We start from the raw sequence: 21379 nt of genomic DNA, 5'->3' as shown, positions 1-21379 counted from the left end.
AATCTTGAAACTTTGTGGCCCCACGCTGTTCAAATCGAGCGGCGTGGGGTCCGCTAACATGTTTGTGAGTGATTGATGACAGCTTTCATTTTAAGGCGATCTTTGCAGAGCGTTCTGGTTCTGTTTGTGATGTCGCTGATCGTCTTTGTTGGTGTCAATCTGGTGGGTGATCCGGTTGATATGCTGATCAACCCGGAGGCTGATCAGGCAGAGATCGAGCGGGTGATCAAGGAACTCGGTCTTGATCGGCCGGTTACCGAGCAATATTGGTATTTTCTCGTCAATGCTTTCCAGGGAGACCTTGGCAAATCCTTTGTTTTTGGCGAGCCGGCTCTGAAACTGATTGTCCAGCGGATGCCTGCAACCTTCGAGCTGGCCCTGTTTTCCCTGTCAATTGCTGTGGTCTTCGGCATTCCTCTTGGCGTCTATGCCGGGCTGAAGCCTGACAGCAAGATAAGCAAGACCATTATGGCAGGCTCCATTCTTGGTTTTTCCATGCCAACCTTCTGGGTCGGCATCATCCTGATCATGTTTTTTGCTGTTAATCTGGGATGGCTGCCTTCAACCGGGCGCGGCGATGTGGCCACGGTGTTCGGGATAACAAGTTCAATTTTCACCCTTGATGGGCTGTCGCATATATTTCTTCCGGCGTTCAATCTGGCGTTGTTCAAACTGTCGTCCGTGATCAGGCTGGCGCGCGCCGGAACCAGGGAAATCATCCTGCAGGACTATATCAAATTTGCCCGCGCCAAGGGGCTTTCGGAAAGCCGGGTGATCAATGTGCACCTGCTGAAGAATATTCTCATTCCCATTGTGACGATCATCGGGCTTGAATTTGGGTCGCTGATCGCCTTTTCCACGGTTACGGAAACAGTGTTTGCATGGCCCGGCATGGGAAAATTGATCATCGAGGCGATCTACAATCTGGATAGGCCAATCATCGTCGCCTACCTGATGATCATCGTGCTGATCTTTGTAACACTGAACCTGATTGTGGATATCACCTATTCGCTGCTTGACCCGCGTGTCAGGATCAAGGGGGAAAGCTGATGGCTCAGGAAACTGCAACCGCACAGTCGCAAGGCTACCCTTCATCGGGTTGGCGCAAATTCTGGGCAGATTATTCCGAAAGTCCGCTTGCTGTGGTGGCGCTGCTGGTGTTTGGAGCCATCATGTTCATCGCCATTTTTGCGCCGTTCGTATCGCCGACAAACCCCTATGATCTGGCAACTGTCGACATCATGAACAGCCGATTGCCGCCAGGTTCGGAAGATTTTGCCGGGAACATGTATCTGCTTGGCACTGATGGTGCGGGCAGGGACATGCTCTCCTCGATCTTCTACGGTCTCAGGGTCAGTCTTGGTGTCGGGGCGTTTTCCGGCCTTGTTGCATTGATCGTCGGTGCCATTCTCGGTCTTTCCGCCGCCTATTACGGTGGGCGTTATGAAACCTTCGTGATGCGTATCGTCGATATTCAGCTCAGCTTTCCGTCCATTCTGATGGCGCTGGTGATACTGGCCATCTTCGGCAAAGGCGTGGAAAAGACCATCATCGCCCTGATCCTTGTACAATGGGCCTATTATGCACGGGCGGCGCGCGCCAGCGCCCTGGTCGAAAAGAACAAGGAATATGTCGAAGCCGCGAAATGTCTCGCGCTCGGCGACCGGCGAATTATCCTGAACCACATCACGCCCAATTGCATGGCCCCCCTTATTGTTGTGGGCACACTTCAGACTGCCCACGCGATCTCCCTTGAGGCCACTCTGAGCTTTCTTGGTCTTGGTCTTCCCATTACAGAACCGTCGCTGGGGCTTTTAATCGGGAACGGGTTCGAGTTCATGTATACCGGTGACTACTGGATCAGCATTTTCCCCGGAATTGCGCTGCTTATCACGATTGTTTCGATCAACCTGGTTGGCGACCAGCTTCGCGACATGTTCAACCCCCGTTTGCAGAGATAGAGGTATCGATGGCTCCAATTCTGGACGTCAGAAATCTACAGACCCATTTCTTTACCAAGGGCGGCGTGCTGAAGGCTGTTGACGGTGTGAGCTTTCAGATCGGGGCTGGTGAAATTGTCGGACTGGTCGGCGAGTCCGGGTCTGGCAAATCCATCACCGGATTTTCCATTCTGGGACTGGTCGATGCGCCCGGCCGGATTGTTGGTGGTGAAATCCTGTTTAAGGGAAGCGACCTGACCAAGCTTCCGCCTGCCGACATCCAGAAGATGCGGGGCAGCAGGATCGCCATGATCTTTCAGGATCCCATGATGACCCTGAACCCTGTGCTGCGCATTGAAACGCAGATGACCGAGGCGATCCAGACACATGACAGCAGTGTTAGCAGGGATGAAGCGCGGCAACGGTCGCGCGATGCGCTGGGCATGGTGGGGATATCCTCTCCTGACGAGCGTATGCGGGCCTATCCGCATCAGTTTTCCGGCGGGATGCGGCAGCGGGTCTCAATTGCGATTGCGATGCTCAATCGCCCGGACCTGATCATCGCGGACGAACCGACCACAGCTCTCGATGTAACGATCCAGGGGCAGGTCATTCATGAAATGCAACAGCTCTGCAGGAAGACCAAGACCGCATTATTGTGGATCACCCATGATCTGGCCGTGGTTGCCGGTATTTCCAGCCGGATATGTGTGATGTATGCCGGCCGGATTGTCGAGCAGGGGCCGAATGAGGTGCTGATTGGCAGCCCGATGCACCCTTATACAAACGGACTTCTCGGCAGCGTGCCAAGCCAGAACCGCAGAGGTCAGCCGCTGCAGCAGATCGAGGGTATTGTCCCGTCATTGCTGAATCTGCCTTCCGGCTGCGCCTTTGAAAACCGGTGCAGCCATGCGGTCGCCGAATGCAGGCAATCAGCACCCGGGGAAACGGTAATGGATGATCAACGTATCCTGCGTTGTTTCAATAAAGTGGAGCAAAGCCGACCATGACACCATTACTCACAGTGTCCAACGTGTCGCGGGATTTCATCAAGTCGCTCGACCTTGTTGCAAAGTTTCTGAACCGTCTCGGGCAGGATCATCGGGAAGAAATCGTCCATGCGGTGGATGATGTCTCTTTCGAGGTTTTCAAGGGTGAGGTGGTCGGCATTGTCGGTGAATCCGGCTGCGGGAAATCAACGCTTGGCAAGATGGTTGCCGGCATTCTGACCCCGTCAGAAGGACAGGTTCGTTTTGAAAGCGCCAACAAGTCCGATGACGGACCACCCGACGACCTGAAGACACAGATGATCTTTCAGGATCCGTTTTCCTCTCTGAATCCGCGCAAGAAGGTTATCGAGATAGTGACCGAGGCGCCTATACATCACGGCTTGATTAAGGCGTCCGAAAAGAGGGAATTCGCCCTTGAGATGCTGAACAGGGTGGGGCTGGATGCCGAGGCTCTGGGACGGTATCCGCATCAGTTCTCCGGAGGACAGAGGCAACGGATCGGCATCGCCCGCGCTCTGGCCGTATCACCTGAATTGCTTGTGTGTGATGAATCAATCGCGGCGCTGGATGTGTCGATCCAGGCACAGGTTCTGAACCTTTTTGTCAAACTGAAACAGGATTATGACCTGACCTATCTGTTCATCAGCCACGATATCGGCGTCATTGAACATATCTCGGATCGGGTGATCGTCATGTATCTGGGACGGATTGTCGAGACAGCACCGATCGAGGCCTTTGTTGAACAGCCCAACCATCCTTACACGAAGGCGCTTCTCGAAGGTGTTCCCAGGCTTGAAATTGGCCAGCGTGACTATGAACCGGTCAGCGGCGAGATTCCATCACCGCTCGACCCGCCTTCAGGGTGCCATTTCCACCCGCGATGCAAGCACAGCACAGAGCGGTGCAAGGCTGTCAGGCCAGCATTGATTGAAATTGCACCGGATCATTTTTCGGCCTGCCATCTGAATGACAGTGACTGACAACTCGTCTTGGCCCGGTTGATCAGAAATCCCTGCCAGCCAGCGTCAATACAGTCCGGGTCAGCACTGCGCTGCCCTTGGCGATAGCCTCTGTCGTGGTGAATTCTTCTGGACAATGGCTCAACCCGTCTTGGCAGGGAATAAAGATCATGGCGGCAGGCGCTATGCGCGACATATGGGCCATGTCATGACCGGCACCGCTGGAAACATTGATGTGACTGAGTTCCAGTTCATCGGCTGAACGGGCCAGATGCGCTCTCAATGTTTCGTTCATCGGGGCAACTTTTGCCGCTGATATCAACTCCATCTCGATCGCGCATGATTCGCGGTGGCCGATCTCGGCATAGCCGGATTGAAGCCGGTCCAGAAAAAGATCTCTGGAATGTTCGTGCGATGCCCGCAGATCCAAGATCATCTTCACTTCGCCCGGCACGACAGCGGCACCGTTTGGGTAAACCTCAATTCTGCCGATGGTTGCAACAAAATGCCGATTGTCCTGTCCTGAAATATCAAGGGCGAGATCCCGGATCATGGTGACGATCATGCTTGCTGTTACCAGGGCATCCTTTCGACCCTGCATCAGGGTGGTGCCGCTGTGACCGGCATTGCCGGTCACACTTATGGAATATCTGCTGATGCCGGGAATGTCGGTCACCACACCGATATCAATCTGACCGGATTCCAGCCTGTCGGATTGTTCAATATGCAGCTCCAGGCACGCCATGATTGACTGGGCGTCCTGTCTTGGGGCCAATGTCGGTTTTCCGCTGCCTCCGGACTTCACGATTTCCGCGGCCAGCTGGCGATCGTCCTGATCTGTCCGCGATAGAATATCGGCGGTGAGCAGCCCTGCCATATGTCGGCTGCCAAGACAGGATGCGCCCCATACATTCAACTCCTCTCCGAGGAAGTCGACTATTTCAATATCGACAGGAAGGTCAATGGCATGCCTGTTCAGGAAATGAATTGTTTCAAGACCGGCGATCACACCGGCGATGCCGTCGAACCTGCCTCCTGCGGACACAGTGTCGATATGCGATCCGATGATGATTTTCCGGGATGTTGCCGCTTCGCCCACGGCTTTGCGTGTGCCGATAAGATTGCCCCCGGCATCGATGTGACATTCAAGACCTGCCGCTTCGAATCTTGACCATAACCACGCTCGTGCCTGTTTGTATTCCGGGCTGAAGACCAACCGCGTGAACGGTCGGTCCGGCTCCGTCATCGACGCAAGTTCATCAATGGCAGACTGAATGCGGCCGGGATCACTGTAATGATGGAAATGCTCTGTCATCTCGCTGATTTACCGGTGGTTCCTTGCGCTGTCTTGGCAGATCCAGCTAAGGTCGCTGGGGTAGAAGACAAACAATAAAACATCTCTTGCCGGGGTAGGGTACATGGACTTGATTGCTGAGCTCAAAGAAAAACAGACAGAGATGGCGTCCTGGCGTCAGCATCTCCATCAGTTTCCGGAAATCGCCTATGAAGAGGCGATGACCTCGGACTTTGTCGCCGCCAAACTGGAGAGCTTTGGCATCGAGGTTCATCGCGGTCTTGGCAAGACGGGCGTTGTCGGTGTTATCCATGGGCAGGACAGTGATGATGACATGTCGCCGGCTATTGGTCTGCGGGCGGATATGGATGCACTTCCGATGGAGGAACAGACAAATCTAGCCTACGCATCCAGACATCCCAACCGCATGCATGCCTGCGGTCATGACGGTCATACAACGATGCTTCTCGGCGCGGCGGAATATCTGGCAAAGCACCGTCAATTCAAAGGCAAGGTCTATTGCATTTTTCAACCTGCTGAAGAAGGTGGAAATGCCGGCGCACGCTCGATGATCAATGACGGTCTGTTCGACAGGTTCCCGATGGACTCTGTATGGGGCATGCATAACTGGCCCGGCCTGGAGACTGGACAGGCGCTTGCCCATATCGGGCCCGCCATGGCCGGGGCGGATATTTTCATCCTTACCATCGAGGGTGCGGGCGGACATGCGGCGATGCCGCATCAGACCAGAGACCCGATTGTGGCCGCAGGTATGATTACGGTGGCGCTGCAGACACTTGTGTCACGGCAGCTTGATCCATTTGACCAGGCGGTGGTTTCACTGACAAAACTGGAGGCCGGAAGCGCCTTCAATGTCATTCCGAATGTCGCCACCATTGGCGGCACCTTGAGAACGATGAAGGCGGGCACGCGCGAAGATTTTCTTCAACAGATCGAAACTGTCGCCAAGACGGCGGCAAAGGTGACCGGGTGCGAGGTGAGCATGGAGATCCGCCCCGGCTATCCACCAACGATCAATCATGAAGCGGATGCGCTGTTTGCGCGTGGCATCATATCCGATGTTCTGGGGCCAGGCGGGCTTGAAACCGACCTGACGCCGGCAATGGGGGCGGAAGATTTCTCCTACATGCTCCAGGAAAAGGAAGGTGCCTATATCTGGCTCGGCGCTGGCAAGGAGTCAGCGAACCTGCATAGCCCCCTGTTTGACTTCAATGACGACCTGCTACCCATGGGCGCCAGCCTGTGGGTGCGTATGGTCGAAGCGAAACTGCCACGCCACGCGGGCTGAGCCGAGCCGATCACAAATACGCACCCTCAGGGTCAGGACGGCTGTTCAACCACAGGTGGCTTGGCATCTTTTGGGATCGGGCAAATATACGGCGTTGTTCTTTGCCGCTGGTCATGAACCTCCCGCGCGGCTTTCAGTGTCTCCGGCGAATTGATCAGATGCGTCGCTGTTGCCGCCATGACCTTGGCAGCATGGACCATGCCCTTGTGGGCTGCTGGCATTTTGCCCTGTGCCACGGTTTGCCAGGTATGAAACGGGGTTCCAACAGCGCAGGTTGCCACTCTGGCCTGGACTGTTGGTGTGACCCAACTGACATCACCAACATCGGTAGATCCTTCGCCGCCAATGCTCGGTCTTTCAAGCGGGGCGACAAAATCGCAAAGCGGCAGGTCGGGAGGTGTCTCACGGCCGGCGCGCTGGAAGCTTGCAGCGATATCCTGTGCTGTCAGCGTTTTCCTGATTGCTTCGGCGAACACGGTGTCATCTGAATCGAACGGCACCGGCCCGAGTTTGTCGAACTCGCTCTGCATCGCCTGTTCCAGTGGCGCGTTGCCGACCAGATTGGAGACGCCGGAATAGACTTTTGCCTCCATTGTGGTGCCGGTCATCATCGCCGCACCTTTGGCGATGTCCTGAACACGTGCCACCATGTCACGAAGTGTGGCATTGTCACTGGCCCGGATCAGTTGCCTGACGGTTGCGGTGGCCTGAACGACGTTCGGTGCGGCCCCGCCAACATCGAGATAGGCATAATGGATTCTGGCGGAGTCCGGCATATGCTCGCGCATATAGTTCACCCCGACATTCATCAGCTCGCAGGCATCAAGGGCACTTCTGCCAAGATGCGGCGCGGCGGCGGCATGTGCGGCCTTTCCGGTAAAGGTAAAATCAATCCTTGTGTTTGCAAGCGAGTGACCGTGCTGGACAGCATTGAAGGTCGAGGGGTGCCAGGATATGGCCGCGCTTACATCATCAAACAGGCCGTCACGTGCCATATAGGCTTTTGCAGCGCCACCTTCTTCAGCGGGGCATCCATAGTAACGGACACGCGCCTTGACTCCACTTTCGGCCAGCCAGTCCTTGACAGCGGTTGCGGCCAGAAGCGCCGCCGAGCCAAGGAGGTTATGGCCACACCCGTGACCGTCACCGCCTTCGGCAATCGGTTTGTGTTCGGCAACTCCGGGTTCCTGGCTGAGGCCGGGAAGGGCATCGAATTCGCCTAGAATGGCGATGATCGGACCCTCGTCACCAGCTTCACCAATGACCGCCGTCGGCATGCCGCAGACATTCTGTGTAATCCTGAACCCTTCCGCTTCAAGCGCGGACACATGTTCCTTCACCGACCGGAATTCCTTGTACAGCGTTTCTGGCGTGTCAAAGACCCGGTCCGCCAGTTCGATGAATGCCTCCCTTTTGGCATCAACAAGGTTCCAGATTTTCTCTTCGTTTTGAATGCTCATGGCGACACCTAGAAGTTGCAGATCTCTTTGGTCTATAGTCTTTATGGTAAAATCGTAGGCTTAGCATGTGGTTCAATCAACTGCCAAAATGGCGGTAATTGCAGACGAAATATCGGTGTCAGCATTGATCTGCTGACGGCACATTGGGAGCCAAGGTAAGGAGCCCGGGTAAGATGAAAGCACCAAGAGTGGCACTCGTGGGATTGAAGCTTGAATCCAACAGATTCTCGCGGCCCGCAGACATCGATGATTTTGAGAGCCTGAATCTTCTGGAGGGTGAAGATCTTCTCGAGGAGGCCCGCAAGCCCACCCCGTCCCTTGCCAAGGAATTTGCAGCTTTCATTGCGGCGATGGACGCAACGGGCGACTGGGTCCCGGTGCCCATACTGCTCGCCGCGTCACATCCGCTTGGGCCCATTAGAGAAGCGGTGTTCGAGCAGTTCTGCGACAGGATCCTGAGCCTGCTGCAGCAGAATGTGGATGCGGTCTATCTGTGTCTGCACGGCGCCATGGTGGCCGAGCATCTGCATGATCCGGATGGTGAATTGCTGGCGAGGATTCGAAGCAAGCTTGGGCCCGATGTCCCGATTGTCATCACTCTGGATCTGCACGCAAATATTTCGGACCGGATGTGTTCGGCTGTGAATCTGGTGTGTGGGTACAGGACAAACCCCCATGTCGATATGGCCGAGAGGGGACAGGAGGCCGCCTTTTCCCTGCGCCGGATGTTGGCCGGACAGGTGGACCCGCAGATCGCCCATGTCAAATTGCCTCTTGCCCCGGCCTCGGTTGCTCTTCTGACTGCGTCTGGTCCGTATGGCGCGTTGATTGATTATGGGCAAAGGCGACAGGCGGAACTGTCCGGTGCGGTGATGAATGTATCCATATTCGGGAATTTCATTTTTTCCGATGTACCTGAAAACGGCATTTCAGTTGTTGTTACGGCAACAAGAGATCATGACGTGGCGATGGCACTGGCAAATGAAATTGCCGAGATGGCCTGGGCGCGGCGGACCGAGTTCGTGCGCGAACTCACATCCATTCAGCAAGCTGTGGCAATGGCGATCGATCCGGACAGAAAGCCGGTGATCTTTTCCGAGGCGGGTGACAACCCCGGCGGTGGTGGATCCGGTCGAACCACCAGATTGTTGTCTGAAATGATTGCCGCCTCTGCACAAGGTGTCTTCTATGGGTCATTCTTTGACTCTGCCTTGGCAAAAGAGGCGCACGATGCAGGTATTGGGGCAACGATCAATGCCAGGTTCAACCGCAATCGCGGAACACAGGTCTGGGAACGCTGGGACGAACCGCTGGAAGTCGAAGCCGAGATTGTGGGTTTAAGCGATGGAAATGTCGTTGGCCGGCGTGGGATGCTGGAAGGGCGAAGGATGTTCCTTGGCAAATCCGCGCTCCTGCGCATCGGCGGCATTCATGTCGTGGTGATCTCGGACCGGGCACAGACATCAGACCCGGTGTTCTTTGAGATGTTCGGTCTGAATATCGATGATGCCCACACGGTTATTGTCAAATCGAGGGGGCATTTCAGAGCCGGGTTTGACCTCTGGTTCTCACCCGCGAAAACATTGGAGATTGATACAGCCGGGTTAACGTCACCGGTTCTGGACAGGTGGGATTTCAATCATATCAGGCGACCCAGCTATCCGTTGGATGAGAACACAGTCTGGCCCAGCCCCTCGGGCGTCATGAACAAGGAGCCATGATTTGCACTTCGACGGACCGGTTTGGAGGCTTCTTCCAGAGAGCCTGGCCGATACACCCATGATTGCCGCCCAGGCGCCCGAAGGACGTTTTCACCACTCCGGTCAGGTGGCAGCCTATGCGTCGTTGAGCGCTGAGGGCGCCGTTGTGGCGATGCGCAGATATCTTGATGACGGCATCAACAGGGTTCTTGTCCCGATGTGGCTGAAATCCGACCATGTTGTGGACCAGCGCGGAAATTTGGATGCTTCGGTCGTTTGGCAGGATGATCGTGCCGCCGGCAAAGTATCGCCGACATGGGCTTTTTCCGATGCGGCACGAGATGTTGACGCCCAGGCAATGCTGTATTCGTCACGATCACGTCCGGACCTTTCACATGTTGTAGTCTTTGAACCGGAATGCCTGTCCTATATTGGCCCAGCCACCACATTTGACCCTGATAAGGAATTTACAGGAGATAACAGATAGCGGATTGCAGGCATGCAACTCTTACCAAAGGCGATCGTCGCCGGAGACAAAGCTCCGAGTTCCGAGTTCCACGGTTCGTGGGCCTTAGAACCTGTGAAGTTGCTTCTCGGTTCCGCCCGCCTCGAAGCCCTGCTCATATTGCGGTTGCGAAAGATGTCTGTATCGGAGCTGTTCCACCAGAAAGCTCACGGGTCTGGCACGGTTGTTCCGCCCATCGAGATGATAGCCTCCCGCATGACGGTCTTCAGCGAGTTGGCCAAGACTGACTGATGCCGGAATTTGGGGATCAGGATAGCCACCCGGACGCCATGCGACAGCGTGAAGGGACGGAACACGATGTTCTTGCGCGATGATGCGATGAGGTCATAGCTCGACATCGTCAGCGAATCGATGAAGGAATAGCCAATGTTTCGTTCGACAAAAAGCAGGCTTGATATGGCTGTCTGCAACTCCACCTGTTGAAAAAAGCGTCCCCCCTTTGTTTCGACCATGTCTCGGATCTGTGCCGTGGTGTAGTGATCGCCATACAATCCAACAAATGGCACGCCATCAAGATCCGCTGCGTTGATGTCCGATTTTTCGGCAAGCGCGGAGGTGGCGTTGATGGCAAGATAGCCAGGCAGCTCATATTCCTCGATGAAATAGGACTCGCCGGCAATGTCGCGTCTTGGTTCGGCAAGGCCAAGATCATATTGTTGCGATGCGACAAGCTCGTGGATGGTCGGCGAGGTGCGTGTCATGAAGGAAATGGTCACGTCAGGTCGCTCGGCAACATAGCTTGCCAGAATTTCGGGCATCAGAAACTGGGCGGCGGAAGGCAGGCAGGCAACCCGCAGATCGCCGACAGTGCCCTTGCGAACCGTGGTCAGCAGCTCCTGTGTCAAGTCCAGGCGGCTGATCAAATCCTCGCTTCGTTCCTTCAGGAAATAGGCTTCCGCGGTTGGTACAAGCTTGCCGCCGGATCGCTCGAACAGCGTCAGGTCAAGCGTGTCCTCCAGGGTTTTGATGCCAGCTGAGATGGCGGGTTGCGTCCTGTTGACCGCCGTCGCGGCACGCGACAGCGAGCCGAATTTCATGACAGCGTTGAAGAATCTGAGTTGCTGGATCGTGATCATTAGCAAAATTTATACTATTAGCAATATTATTAAATTGTGCTTATTGATTTGACGCCTAATAGTCAACGAGATGTGATTCTTTGTCACACCTGACGCAACCAACGAGATCGTCCTTGTGAGACGATTGAAACACGAGGGGAGGAAATCCATGACAGTTGATTTCTCTAAACGGTCCTTCTTGAGAGCCTCGGCTGGCCTCGGGGTTACGGCCGCTACAATGCCGATGGCCAAATATGCCTTCGCCGCCGGCAAGGCTGTCGAGCCCATGACGCTGCTGACATCAAACGCCAGCTTTGACCCGGTGCGCCCGGAGATGGGTCGCTTGATCGCCCAGGCCTGCAAATCAATCGGCTGGGACGTGACGCTTGCCGCCGAAGACTACAACATGGGAATCAACAAGGTTTTCCAGGAAAAGGATTTTGACATGTTCATCGTCCGCTGGACCGGACGTGCCAACCGTGTTGATCCTGAGACCTTTACCAGGATGATGTTCCACTCAGAGGGCAATTACAACAAATGGGGCTATAACGACGCCTCCATCAACGAGATGGGTGATGCCCAGCAGAAGGAGATGGATGTCGAGAAGCGTCGTGAAATCGTCAAGGCCATGCAGCGCAAGCTGTATGATGACGTCGCGGCATCGCCGATTGTTCATCCAAGCATGACAAATGCCTACCGTGAAGACCGTCTTGCCGGGGTGGTCCCGCAGCTTGGCGAGGGCATTGGCAGCCTCTGGACCGATCTGAACATGTCGGTCAAGTCGGGTGATGGCTATGTCCGCAATGGCCAGACATCAGCGCTGAAGAATCTGAACCCTGTCAGTGTCACTGACTCGAACGAGTTCAAGGAACTTCGTACCATTTATGATCGGCTGCTCCAGGTCGGACCAAATGGTGAGCTTGTGCCATGGGCGGCAACATCGGTAACCGCGGTCGATAACACAACGATTGATATCGTGCTGCGCGATGGCATGAAGTTCCATGACGGCAACCCGGTCACGATCGAGGACATCAAATTCACCTTCGAATACTACACGAAGTGGAAAGCGCCGTTCTTTATCTCCTCGCTGGAGAAATTCGAGGATATGTCCATCACGGGTGCGAACAGCATGCGTATCAAGCTTTCCGAGCCGCACGCGCCGCTGATGATCAACTTCTTTGCACAGATCTTCATCATTCCGCAGCATATCTGGAAGGACATTCCGGAAAAGGCGGGCGTTGATGATGTGTTGAACTTCGCCAATGAAAACCCGATCGGTAGCGGGCCGTTCAAGTTCGACTATTGGGATCGTGGCAAGGAACTCAAGGTTTCGGCCTTCGAGAGCCATTTCGCAAAGCCGAAATGCGCTGGCATGATCCGCGTCACCTATGGCAGCCATGATGCCATGGCGGCGGCAATCGAGGCTGGTGAGTGTGACCGCACCCGCTATATCCTGAAGCCGACCCTGGTACAGGATCTGGACAAGATCAATGGTATCGTTGGCAAGGGTTACGCCAGCCATGGCTGGTATGGCTTCATGTTCAACCACACCCGTGGGCCGCTCCAGGATCGTGCCTTCCGCGAGGCGGTCGACCATCTGGTGCCGCGTGACGTGATCCGCGAAGTGATCATGTCCGGCTTTGCCACCAATGGCGGATCGACCATCGCCCCGGCCAATGAATACTGGCATGAGGCGGCAATCAAGCCACGGCCGAACAATGTGAAGATGGCCAAGGATATTCTTGCCAAGGCTGGCTATAGCTGGGATTCCTCCGGCAGCCTTCACTATCCGGGCTGATCTCGGATCGTGTGACCGGCACCATGTGAGCCGGGCAGGGCTGTGTCCTGCCTTGCCCGGCTCCTTTACATTAAAGCCAAAGATTCAACCTAAATTTTCGGGGCTCCCAGCGTGGCTGAATATCTTCTCAGACGGTTGATTTACACTCTCATTACGATTTTCGCCGTCGCTTCCATCCTGTTCATTATCTTCCGGCTGTTGCCGGGGGATGCCACCTTGCAGGTTATCAGCCCGGCCATGGATGAAGCTGTTCAGAAACGCATGAAAGAGGCGTTCGGGCTGGATAAATCCTTGTGGCAGCAATATCTGATCTATCTGAAAAATCTGGTCACCTTTGACTGGGGTCGGTCGTTTGTCACGTCGCAGCCAGTCATGGATATCCTGCAATACAGGTTCTGGAACACGGTGCTGCTGATGACGGCCGGCATGTGTTTCACCCTCGTCATCGGCATTGGCATCGGCATCCTGATGGCCTGGAAGCGCAATGGTGCCATTGATGTCATTGGCACGGTATCGGGTCTGGTGTTTCAGGCAGCCCCGCCCTTTGTGACCGGTCTGCTTCTGCTGATGCTGCTTAGTTACAAGCTCGGCCTGTTTCCCACAGGTGGAATGTATCCGCCCGGCCAGCGTCCCGATGGCCTGCTTGAGATGCTGTTGATGCCGGCGTTCTGGGAACGCATAGTTCTGCCAACCATCACGGTCAGCCTCTATTACATCACCACTCCGATGCTGGTAATGCGTGACTCGATGCTGGAAATACTGGGGAGCGACTTTATCGAGTTGGCGCGGGCAAAGGGTCTCGCTCCCCGTGTGGTGATGATCAAGCATGCCGCGCGCAACGCGCTTCTTGCCGTGGTCACATTGGGTTCCATCATGGTCGGTTTTGCGATCGGTGGACAGGTGGTGGTCGAATCCCTGTTTTCCTGGCCTGGAATGGGCCAGCTTATGGTCGAGGCGGCGGCCTCGCACGATTACCCCGTTGCACAGGGGACGTTCCTGATGCTGGCGGTGCTGGTGATCACCCTGAACCTCGTGACCGATATAATCTATTGCTACCTCGACCCGCGGATCAAGGTTTCCAAATCAGGGATGGATGAAAGATGACACCTGTAGATGACATCACCGTCGAGGCTGTTCGAATATATCGCGTCAGTATCCCGCTGATCACCCCCTATCATCTTTCCAAAGTCTATGACGTGATCACCCATAGCGAAGTTGTGGTGGTCGAGCTGATCGCAGACGGCGTTTCCGGCTGGGGCGAGGCTGACCCCGGTGGGGTGATGTTCACCGGCGACACCTGTGACGATGTCATGGCCTATTACACGCAAGGAGGCGCCAGCACCCTGCGAGGCATGAAGCTTGGCGAGCTGATATCCGGCGTGGCACCGGTTGGCATCCGTGGCGCGACAAAGAGCGCTATCAATGTGGCAGCCTATGATCTGGCGGGACGTCTGACAGATACACCGGTATGGAAGATGCTGGGGGACAAGCACCACCAGGCGCTGCCCAGCCTGTGGCCCACATCTTCGGGCACTGTCGAGCAGGACATGCAGGTGATCGGCGAGAAATACGATATCGGCTATCGCACATTCATGCTGAAGATGGGCAGCAATCCGGTGGAAGAGGATATTGCCCGTGCCCATCAAGTATATGAACAGACACCGGACGATGTCCGCCTGATGGTTGACGCCAATCAGGGCTGGACCTTTGACGAGGCGACGGCCTTCATGCGCCAGACAGCGGATGTGCCGCTGGCCCTGATCGAGCAGCCGATTGCCGCTGGAGACTATGGCCGCATCCATGAGCTTCGCGCGCTGGCGCCCAACCCCATTTCGGTCGATGAAAGCCTGCAGTCGCTGGCTGATGCCGAACGCATCATCGAGGCCAGAGGTGCGGATATCTTCAGTGTAAAGATTTCAAAGAATGGCGGCCTGGCCGAAGGGCTTGCCATCTGCAGGCTTGCGGCTGAGAACGGGGTCAGGATCATGATGAACAGCATGATCGAACTTGGCATCACCCAGGCGGCCGCCCTGCATCTTGGCTGTGTGTCGCCGAATGTTGTCGATTTTGGCCATGCTTTCATGTCCGTGCAGCGTACCTCGGACGACATTACCGATTTTGCCGACTGGAAAAATCGGGGCACGGTCAGCCTGCCCGACAATCCGGGCCTTGGCATCATGGTAAGGCGCGACAAGATCGATCAATATTGCCTGTCTAGGGTGGAGGGATAGGATGCAACTCTTTGGAGCCCGTCTGCGTGGCGTTCTGGGAACGCTCTACCGGCAATATAAAATCATGACATCGAACAGCTATGGTCTGATCGGTTTCTGGGTAGTCGCGTTTTTCTTCTTTGTTGCTGTTTTTGCGCCCCTCATCGCACCCTATCCGATCTGGGAAATGCAATATGATGCCGAAACGGGGCAGCTGGCGATGTTGCAGTCGCCATCCTGGCAGTTCCCGCTCGGAACAACCCATCTTGGATATGATCTGCTGTCGCAGATGATCATGGCGACGCGAACCACGGTCATGATCGGCCTGATTTCGGGGTTCATCTCGATCATGATCGGGGCCAATATCGGGCTGATTGCCGGATATTACGGGGGGGTGATTGACGAATTCCTGATGCGCTGTACGGATATTCTCTATGGAATGCCGTTCCTGCCATTTGTGATCATTCTGATTTCACTGTTCGGGCGGAAGATCGAATTTGTCATTCTTGCCATCGCGCTGATCGTCTGGCGAACCTCTGCCCGGGTGATCAGGGCGCAGACGATCTCCATTAAGCAGCGTCAGTTCGTGACCGCCGCGCGTGCCCGCGGGTGCAGCCACCTGCGGATCATTTACCGCCATATTCTGCCGAACGTGCTGCCACTCCTTCTGCTCTACACCTCGTTCAATATTGCCTGGTCGATTGTGACCGAGGCCAGCGCCAGCTTCCTTGGTTTTGGCGATGGTGACACGATCAGCTGGGGCGGCATGCTCTATGAGCTGTGGCTTTCGGGAAAGACACGTGTGGCCTGGTGGTGGTTCCTGCCACCGGCACTGAGCATCGTGGCGCTTGTCACCTCGCTGGTGTTCATCAGCCGCGCCTATGAGGAATACGCCAATCCGCGCCTGCGGGAGACACGCTAGTCATGCTGCTCGATGTGAAAAACCTTGGGGTCAAATATCGCATGGACGGTCAGCAGATCCATGCGGTGAACAGATTGTCGTTCCAGCTTCAGGAAAACGAGATTTTCGGTGTGGTGGGCGAAAGCGGTTGCGGCAAGTCCAGCCTGATCAAGGCGCTTTTGAGGCTTGTTGCGCGCAATGGATTGGTCGAGGCGGACTCGGTCAATTTCCAGGGGCAGGAACTTCTTCAGATGCCGCTGGAGGATTTCCGCAAATCCATTCTCTGGCAGAAAATTGCGCTGGTGCCCCAGAGTGCCATGAATTCGCTCAACCCCGTCTACAAGGTTGGGCCGCAGATCACCGAAGCCATCAGGACACATGTTCAGATGCCCGATCGCGCGGCGCAGGACCGGGTGTATGAACTCTTTGAAAGTGTTGGTCTGCAACGCGATCTTTTTGACAGCTACCCCCATCAGTTTTCGGGCGGCATGCGTCAGCGCGCGATGATCGCGATGGCGCTGGCCCTGAACCCAAAGCTGATCATCATGGATGAACCCACAACCGGTCTGGATGTTCTGGTCCAGGACAAGATTCTGAAAACGCTGCGTCGGATTCGCGAAGAGAATGGGTGTTCGATGATGATCATCTCGCATGACATCGCCATTATGTCGGAAATCGCGACACGTATCGGTGTCATGTATGGCGGCAGTTTTGTCGAGATTGCGCCAACCATGGAATTGTTCAAGGATCCGTCCCATCCCTATACGATGGGCCTGACCAACGCCTTTCCGTCCATTCGCGAGCTTGGCAAGGAGCTGATTTCCATTCCGGGCTCGCCGCCGGTCATGACACGCGAAGAAAGCAAATGCTGGTTCGAGCCGCGCTGTCCCTTTGCCAAGGATGGTTGCCGCGAGACATTCCCGCCAGCGCAGACGGCGGGAACCAATCATGTCGTCAGTTGTCTTCGTGCCGATGAGCGCCGGTCGCTTGCCACACTGGCCAAGGAAAAAGCCACATGGACATCTTGAGTCTTGAAAACATATCGCAGGAATTTTTTCTGCCGCGCAAATTCACAGATATTGTGACCGGCCGGCCGGCCCGCAGCATTCGTGCTGTCCAGGCGATGAATCTGGCTATCCACGAGAATGAAATCCTGGGCATTGCCGGTGAGTCAGGCTGTGGTAAATCGACGACATGTCTGATTGCGGCCGGGTTGCTGTCGCCGACCGACGGACAGGTCATGCACCGAGGCCAGCTGCTGGCAGATATGGACGATGCAGCCAGAAAGACCTTTCGCCGGTCAGTCCAGATCATCTTTCAGGACCCCTATGAGTCACTCAATCCCCGGTTTTTGATTGGCGATACGGTGGCGGAAGGGCCGCGGGCGATGCAGCTATGGCCCGAAGATGTGATCCAGCAGAAGGTTCGCTCGATCCTGACGGCTGTCGGTCTTGATCCGGACCGGTTCATGAACAGGTTTCCGCATGAGCTAAGTGGCGGTGAACGGCAGCGCGTCGGCATCGCGGCGGCGCTGGTGATGGAACCCGACATCGTCTTTGCCGACGAGCCGCTGTCGATGCTTGATGTATCGATTCGGGCCGATATTCTGGCGCTGATCCGCACCCTTGCTGCCGAGCGAAAATTTTCCTGTGTTTATGTCTCGCATGACCTGTCCATTCTGGGCAATGTCGCGGACCGGATCATGATCATGTATCTTGGCCAGGCTGTTGAAATCGGCACGGCCAAGGAAGTGCTGACCAATCCCAAACATCCCTATACCAAGGCGCTGATTTCGGCGGTGCCGATCCCAGACCCAACGATCGAGCGGGGTGTTCCCAAGATTGTTGGTGATCTGTCGATGCCGGTGAACACGCATCAGGGCTGCCAGTTCGCGCCGCGCTGCCCCTATGCCAGGGATGAATGCTGGCAGGAATTCAAAAGGCTGAGTGGTGCCATGGGAAGCCATCAATCCTCCTGCCTGCGCGAGGCCGAGCCTGATGTCCGTGATGAGATTGCCGATGCGCACCGAGGCTGACTTTGTGGTCATTGGGGGCGGTGTTGTCGGGTTGTCCGTGGCGCACGGGCTGTTGAATCGGGGCCAGTCCGTGATCTGTATCGATGGTACGGATTCCGATTTTCGTGCCTCGCGCGGCAATTTCGGCCTTGTCTGGGTGCAGGGCAAGGGGATCAAGGCGCCGCATTACGCCGCCTGGTCGCAGAAGGCGGTCCGAGAATATCCCGATTTTGTCGCCGAGCTGTCCGAGGAAACCGGCATCGAGGTCAGCCTTCAACAGACTGGCGGCTATGAATATTTCACGGATGCTGAGGCAATGGCTGAACGCGTGTCCCAGTTCGGGACGCTGAAGAAGCGGCTTGGTGGTGATTATCCGTTCGAAGTGCTGTCGGCGGATGATATCCGTGCCGCCGAACCGATGGTTGGTGGTGAAACCGTGGGCGCCACCTTCTATCCGCATGATGGGCATATCAACCCGCTGCAGCTTTTACAGGCGCTTGCCGATTCCTGCATCAGGAAAGGGCTGGCGCACTATCTTGGTGAACGATTGACCAGCGTCACCTTGAACGGTGAGGGCTTTCATCTGACAACCGAGAAGGGCCTCTCGGTCCGTTCCGCCAGGGTGGTGCTGTGCGCGGGTCTCGGGGCCAAGGTTCTGGGCCCCAAATTCGGCTTCAGGGGGCTGGTGCGTCCGCAGCGCGGGCAGGTGCTTGTCACGGAAAAGATGCCGCCGCTTCTCAACCGGCCCTCGGTGACCATCCGGCAGGTGAATGAGGGGGCGATCCAGATTGGTGACTCCAAGGAGGAGGTCGGTTTCAACGACAATGAGACCCAGGCGCAGATGGCCCGTATTGCCGGCAACGCGATCAAAGTGATGCCCAAACTGGCACGGCTGCGGCTCGTGCGTTCCTGGGGTGCCTTGCGTGTGATGTCACCCGACGGTCTGCCGATATACCAGCAGTCGCGTGCGATGCCCGGGGCCTTTCTGGTGACCTGCCACAGCGGCATCACGCTGGCGGCCACGCATTCGCGCAATCTCAGCCGGTGGCTCACCGGGGCCAGGGACGCGCCCGATCTTGGCGATTTTACCGAGGACAGGTTTGATGCCTGACAGGTTTTTCTATTTCGAGGGGCGTAAAATTCCTTTTGGTGCGGGCATGACCGTGGCCGCCGCATTGCTGCGCGCTGGCGAGGTGCATTTCCGGCAGACCCAGGTGAATGATCAGCCGCGTGGGGCCTTTTGCATGATGGGTGCGTGTTTTGAATGCCTTCTTGTCATTGATGGCCACCCGAACCGGCAGGGCTGCATGACGCCTGCCGTTCAGGACATGAAGGTGCTGCGTCAGCAGGCACATACAATGCTGGAGAACGGGTAGATGCATGTTGGCGTCATAGGCGCGGGTCCGGCCGGAATGACTGCTGCCCTGCAGTTGGCTGATGCCGGCGTCGATGTCACCCTGTTTGATGAACAGCCATCCGGTGGTGGCCAGATCTATCGGCATGCCGGGCGGATGGATGCTGATGCCGCAGCACAGTTCGGACGGGACTATGCTGCAGGCGGCGACCTTGTGCGGCAATTTGAAGAGGCGGCAGGGGGCGATGGGCTGACATATATCGCCGGTGCCACCGTGTGGTCGGTTACCGAGGATGGCGAGGTAGCCTGGTCCATCGACAATCGCAGCTACAGCCAGCATTTCGAGGCTCTGGTGCTGGCGACAGGCGCCCTTGAACGCGCGATGCCGCTGCCAGGATGGACAAACCCCGGTGTGCTGACAGTTGGTGCCGCCCAGATCCTGATGAAAACAGCAGGGCATGTGCCAAAGGATGCTGTTCTGGTTGGCTCCGGGCCATTGCTGTATCTTGTGGCCGATCAGATGCTGGCGATGGGATCTGCGCCGCGCGCGCTGCTGGAAACCCAGGTGATGACGGACTATCTGCGCGCATTGCCGCGGCTCCGTCCCAACAGTGTGACATTGTCCTATCTTGCCAAGGGGCTTGGCATGTTGCGCCGGCTGGCGCGGGCGAAAGTGCCGCGGTTTACCGGCGTTCGTGATGTAAGCATCACCCCTGCGGGAGAGCGGCACAGGATCAGCTTTACTTGCGGGGACGAGCAGCGGCAGATCGATGCTGGCCATGTATTGCTGCATGCCGGCGTTCATCCCAATATTCAACTTTCGCAGGCGCTTGGTCTGACGCATCACTGGAATGATGTGAATGAATGCTGGGAGCCTGAGATCGACCGGCAAGGTCGTACTGGCAAGGCCGGGCTTTACATTGCCGGTGACGGTGCCGGCATCCTTGGGGCAGATGCGGCCAGACTGTCCGGTGAACTTGTTGCCATGGCGGTGCTGGAAGATCATGGCGGCCATGTTGACGCGGCACGGCTGGCGGCAACCTGTGCCAGGCACAAAAGCTATCGCGCCATCCGCGGCTTTCTCGACACGCTGTATGCGCCAAAACCGTTTCACGCCCTTCCTGCCGACGATACGATCATCTGCCGGTGCGAGGAAGTTGCCGCTGGCAGAGTTCGTTCGGCAGTGCAGCTTGGATGTCTTGGTCCCAATCAGCTGAAGGCATTTTCGCGGTGTGGAATGGGAAATTGCCAGGGCCGCTATTGTGGTCTGACAGTGGTGAACCTGATTGCCGACACGCGCGGCCTGCCACATGCCGATATCGGCTATTACCGGATCCGAACCCCCATCAAACCCGTTACGCTTGAGGAGATTGCAAATCATGACATCATCCATTGAACGCCATCATACAACCCGCCGCATGAGCAAGTTCGTGATCCACAATGATGTGGTCTATCTGTGTGGCCAGGTCGGAAATCGGGGCGAATCGATTCAGGAACAGACCGCCGAAGCGCTGTCGCGGGTGGATGCCCTGCTGGCCGAAGCCGGAACGTCGAAAGACCGGATACTCCAGACAATCGTATGGTTGAAATCAATGGATGATTTCGATGCCATGAATCAGGTGTGGGAAGACTGGGTGCCGGAAGGGCATGCGCCGGCACGGGCCTGTGGCCGCGCGGATCTGGCATCGGATGAGCTGCTTGTCGAGTTCACTGTCACCGCCGCACTGTGACCAACCCCGGCACCCCCCGGGTGCATGGACCTTGAAGCTGTGGGAATGGCGCACCCGAGAGGTGAAATCGCCACCGCGTTGACCTGTGTTCTTAAGGGATTCTGCCAACTCGCGCTCGG

At 56.3% G+C, this 21379-nt stretch carries 20 protein-coding genes; 17 read left to right on the top strand and 3 right to left on the bottom strand.

Features of this window, described 5'->3' with window-relative positions; all coding sequences use genetic code 11:
* The first annotated feature begins 75 nt into the window (after positions 1-75).
* From AB3X55_04810 to AB3X55_04795, 4 genes are read left to right on the top strand one after another with little or no spacing between them, the layout of a single operon-like run.
* On the top strand, positions 76-1050 hold the full coding sequence (locus AB3X55_04810) for an ABC transporter permease (GenBank protein MEX0502896.1): 975 nt from the start codon (positions 76-78) through the stop codon (positions 1048-1050).
* Positions 1050-1961 carry an ABC transporter permease gene (locus AB3X55_04805; protein ID MEX0502895.1) on the top strand — a complete coding sequence of 304 codons (912 nt, stop codon included), beginning with the start codon at positions 1050-1052 and terminating at the stop codon, positions 1959-1961. The genes AB3X55_04810 and AB3X55_04805 overlap by 1 nt, the downstream gene beginning before the upstream one ends.
* 8 nt (positions 1962-1969) lie before the next feature.
* Positions 1970-2950 carry an ABC transporter ATP-binding protein gene (locus AB3X55_04800; protein ID MEX0502894.1) on the top strand — a complete coding sequence of 327 codons (981 nt, stop codon included), beginning with the start codon at positions 1970-1972 and terminating at the stop codon, positions 2948-2950.
* Positions 2947-3930, top strand: coding sequence for an ABC transporter ATP-binding protein (locus tag AB3X55_04795; GenBank protein MEX0502893.1), 984 nt, complete (start codon positions 2947-2949; stop codon positions 3928-3930). Before AB3X55_04800 ends, AB3X55_04795 begins: the two co-directional genes overlap by 4 nt.
* Before the next feature lie 22 nt (positions 3931-3952).
* On the opposite strand, the gene AB3X55_04790 is transcribed toward AB3X55_04795, so the two are convergent.
* Positions 3953-5224 carry a Zn-dependent hydrolase gene (locus AB3X55_04790; protein ID MEX0502892.1) on the bottom strand — a complete coding sequence of 424 codons (1272 nt, stop codon included), beginning with the start codon at positions 5222-5224 and terminating at the stop codon, positions 3953-3955.
* 142 nt (positions 5225-5366) lie between these two features.
* Between AB3X55_04790 and AB3X55_04785 the strand changes: the two genes are divergently transcribed.
* The gene (locus tag AB3X55_04785; GenBank protein MEX0502891.1) at positions 5367-6512 is read left to right on the top strand and encodes a M20 aminoacylase family protein; all 1146 of its coding nucleotides are present in this window, start codon (positions 5367-5369) and stop codon (positions 6510-6512) included.
* A 32-nt stretch (positions 6513-6544) separates the two neighbouring features.
* Here AB3X55_04785 and AB3X55_04780 read toward each other — a convergent pair whose 3' ends face one another.
* Entirely contained in the window at positions 6545-7966 is a 1422-nt protein-coding gene (locus AB3X55_04780) for a M20 family metallopeptidase (protein ID MEX0502890.1), read from the bottom strand.
* Positions 7967-8145: 179 nt separating this feature from the next.
* Between AB3X55_04780 and AB3X55_04775 the strand changes: the two genes are divergently transcribed.
* Together AB3X55_04775 and AB3X55_04770 are read left to right on the top strand one after the other, a co-directional pair.
* Positions 8146-9693 (top strand): M81 family metallopeptidase, encoded by a 1548-nt coding sequence (locus tag AB3X55_04775; GenBank protein ID MEX0502889.1) that lies wholly within the window; start codon positions 8146-8148, stop codon positions 9691-9693.
* A 1-nt stretch (position 9694) separates the two neighbouring features.
* Positions 9695-10159 (top strand): RES family NAD+ phosphorylase, encoded by a 465-nt coding sequence (locus tag AB3X55_04770; GenBank protein ID MEX0502888.1) that lies wholly within the window; start codon positions 9695-9697, stop codon positions 10157-10159.
* A gap of 185 nt (positions 10160-10344) precedes the next feature.
* Here AB3X55_04770 and AB3X55_04765 read toward each other — a convergent pair whose 3' ends face one another.
* Positions 10345-11274, bottom strand: a complete 930-nt coding sequence (locus tag AB3X55_04765) for a LysR family transcriptional regulator (GenBank protein MEX0502887.1) — start codon at positions 11272-11274, stop codon at positions 10345-10347.
* Between the two features lie 148 nt (positions 11275-11422).
* Between AB3X55_04765 and AB3X55_04760 the strand changes: the two genes are divergently transcribed.
* The 10 genes from AB3X55_04760 to AB3X55_04715 all read left to right on the top strand — a co-directional run bounded on the left by AB3X55_04760 (position 11423) and on the right by AB3X55_04715 (position 21260).
* Entirely contained in the window at positions 11423-13051 is a 1629-nt protein-coding gene (locus AB3X55_04760) for an ABC transporter substrate-binding protein (protein ID MEX0502886.1), read from the top strand.
* Positions 13052-13162: 111 nt separating this feature from the next.
* Positions 13163-14155 carry an ABC transporter permease gene (locus tag AB3X55_04755; protein ID MEX0502885.1) on the top strand — a complete coding sequence of 331 codons (993 nt, stop codon included), beginning with the start codon at positions 13163-13165 and terminating at the stop codon, positions 14153-14155.
* The gene (locus tag AB3X55_04750) at positions 14152-15282 is read left to right on the top strand and encodes a mandelate racemase/muconate lactonizing enzyme family protein (protein ID MEX0502884.1); all 1131 of its coding nucleotides are present in this window, start codon (positions 14152-14154) and stop codon (positions 15280-15282) included. The genes AB3X55_04755 and AB3X55_04750 overlap by 4 nt, the downstream gene beginning before the upstream one ends.
* Position 15283: 1 nt before the next feature.
* Positions 15284-16183, top strand: a complete 900-nt coding sequence (locus AB3X55_04745; GenBank protein MEX0502883.1) for an ABC transporter permease — start codon at positions 15284-15286, stop codon at positions 16181-16183.
* Between the two features lie 2 nt (positions 16184-16185).
* Positions 16186-17190: an ABC transporter ATP-binding protein gene (locus AB3X55_04740; GenBank protein ID MEX0502882.1), complete on the top strand. Its 1005-nt coding sequence runs from the start codon at positions 16186-16188 to the stop codon at positions 17188-17190.
* Positions 17178-18197: an ABC transporter ATP-binding protein gene (locus AB3X55_04735; GenBank protein MEX0502881.1), complete on the top strand. Its 1020-nt coding sequence runs from the start codon at positions 17178-17180 to the stop codon at positions 18195-18197. The genes AB3X55_04740 and AB3X55_04735 overlap by 13 nt, the downstream gene beginning before the upstream one ends.
* Positions 18181-19287, top strand: a complete 1107-nt coding sequence (locus AB3X55_04730) for an NAD(P)/FAD-dependent oxidoreductase (protein MEX0502880.1) — start codon at positions 18181-18183, stop codon at positions 19285-19287. Before AB3X55_04735 ends, AB3X55_04730 begins: the two co-directional genes overlap by 17 nt.
* The gene (locus AB3X55_04725) at positions 19280-19552 is read left to right on the top strand and encodes a (2Fe-2S)-binding protein (protein ID MEX0502879.1); all 273 of its coding nucleotides are present in this window, start codon (positions 19280-19282) and stop codon (positions 19550-19552) included. Before AB3X55_04730 ends, AB3X55_04725 begins: the two co-directional genes overlap by 8 nt.
* Complete coding sequence (locus tag AB3X55_04720) at positions 19553-20926, top strand: FAD-dependent oxidoreductase (GenBank protein ID MEX0502878.1); 1374 nt, start codon at positions 19553-19555, stop codon at positions 20924-20926.
* Positions 20910-21260 carry a RidA family protein gene (locus AB3X55_04715; GenBank protein MEX0502877.1) on the top strand — a complete coding sequence of 117 codons (351 nt, stop codon included), beginning with the start codon at positions 20910-20912 and terminating at the stop codon, positions 21258-21260. The genes AB3X55_04720 and AB3X55_04715 overlap by 17 nt, the downstream gene beginning before the upstream one ends.
* Positions 21261-21379: the final 119 nt, after the last annotated feature.

The organism is Alphaproteobacteria bacterium LSUCC0719 (assembly GCA_040839025.1).
Classification (GTDB): Bacteria; Pseudomonadota; Alphaproteobacteria; order Puniceispirillales; family Puniceispirillaceae; genus UBA8309.
This window is presented reverse-complemented; position numbering and strand designations above follow the sequence as displayed.

Coding starts and splice junctions, on each gene's coding strand:
- AB3X55_04715 (MEX0502877.1), top strand. CDS start 20,910: ATGACATCATCCATTGAACGCCATCATACAACCCGCCGCATGAGCAAG.
- AB3X55_04800 (MEX0502894.1), top strand. CDS start 1,970: ATGGCTCCAATTCTGGACGTCAGAAATCTACAGACCCATTTCTTTACC.
- AB3X55_04775 (MEX0502889.1), top strand. CDS start 8,146: ATGAAAGCACCAAGAGTGGCACTCGTGGGATTGAAGCTTGAATCCAAC.
- AB3X55_04805 (MEX0502895.1), top strand. CDS start 1,050: ATGGCTCAGGAAACTGCAACCGCACAGTCGCAAGGCTACCCTTCATCG.
- AB3X55_04735 (MEX0502881.1), top strand. CDS start 17,178: ATGGACATCTTGAGTCTTGAAAACATATCGCAGGAATTTTTTCTGCCG.
- AB3X55_04765 (MEX0502887.1), bottom strand. CDS start 11,274: ATGATCACGATCCAGCAACTCAGATTCTTCAACGCTGTCATGAAATTC.
- AB3X55_04740 (MEX0502882.1), top strand. CDS start 16,186: ATGCTGCTCGATGTGAAAAACCTTGGGGTCAAATATCGCATGGACGGT.
- AB3X55_04760 (MEX0502886.1), top strand. CDS start 11,423: ATGACAGTTGATTTCTCTAAACGGTCCTTCTTGAGAGCCTCGGCTGGC.
- AB3X55_04750 (MEX0502884.1), top strand. CDS start 14,152: ATGACACCTGTAGATGACATCACCGTCGAGGCTGTTCGAATATATCGC.
- AB3X55_04745 (MEX0502883.1), top strand. CDS start 15,284: ATGCAACTCTTTGGAGCCCGTCTGCGTGGCGTTCTGGGAACGCTCTAC.
- AB3X55_04810 (MEX0502896.1), top strand. CDS start 76: ATGACAGCTTTCATTTTAAGGCGATCTTTGCAGAGCGTTCTGGTTCTG.
- AB3X55_04720 (MEX0502878.1), top strand. CDS start 19,553: ATGCATGTTGGCGTCATAGGCGCGGGTCCGGCCGGAATGACTGCTGCC.
- AB3X55_04795 (MEX0502893.1), top strand. CDS start 2,947: ATGACACCATTACTCACAGTGTCCAACGTGTCGCGGGATTTCATCAAG.
- AB3X55_04725 (MEX0502879.1), top strand. CDS start 19,280: ATGCCTGACAGGTTTTTCTATTTCGAGGGGCGTAAAATTCCTTTTGGT.
- AB3X55_04785 (MEX0502891.1), top strand. CDS start 5,367: ATGGCGTCCTGGCGTCAGCATCTCCATCAGTTTCCGGAAATCGCCTAT.
- AB3X55_04730 (MEX0502880.1), top strand. CDS start 18,181: ATGCGCACCGAGGCTGACTTTGTGGTCATTGGGGGCGGTGTTGTCGGG.
- AB3X55_04790 (MEX0502892.1), bottom strand. CDS start 5,224: ATGACAGAGCATTTCCATCATTACAGTGATCCCGGCCGCATTCAGTCT.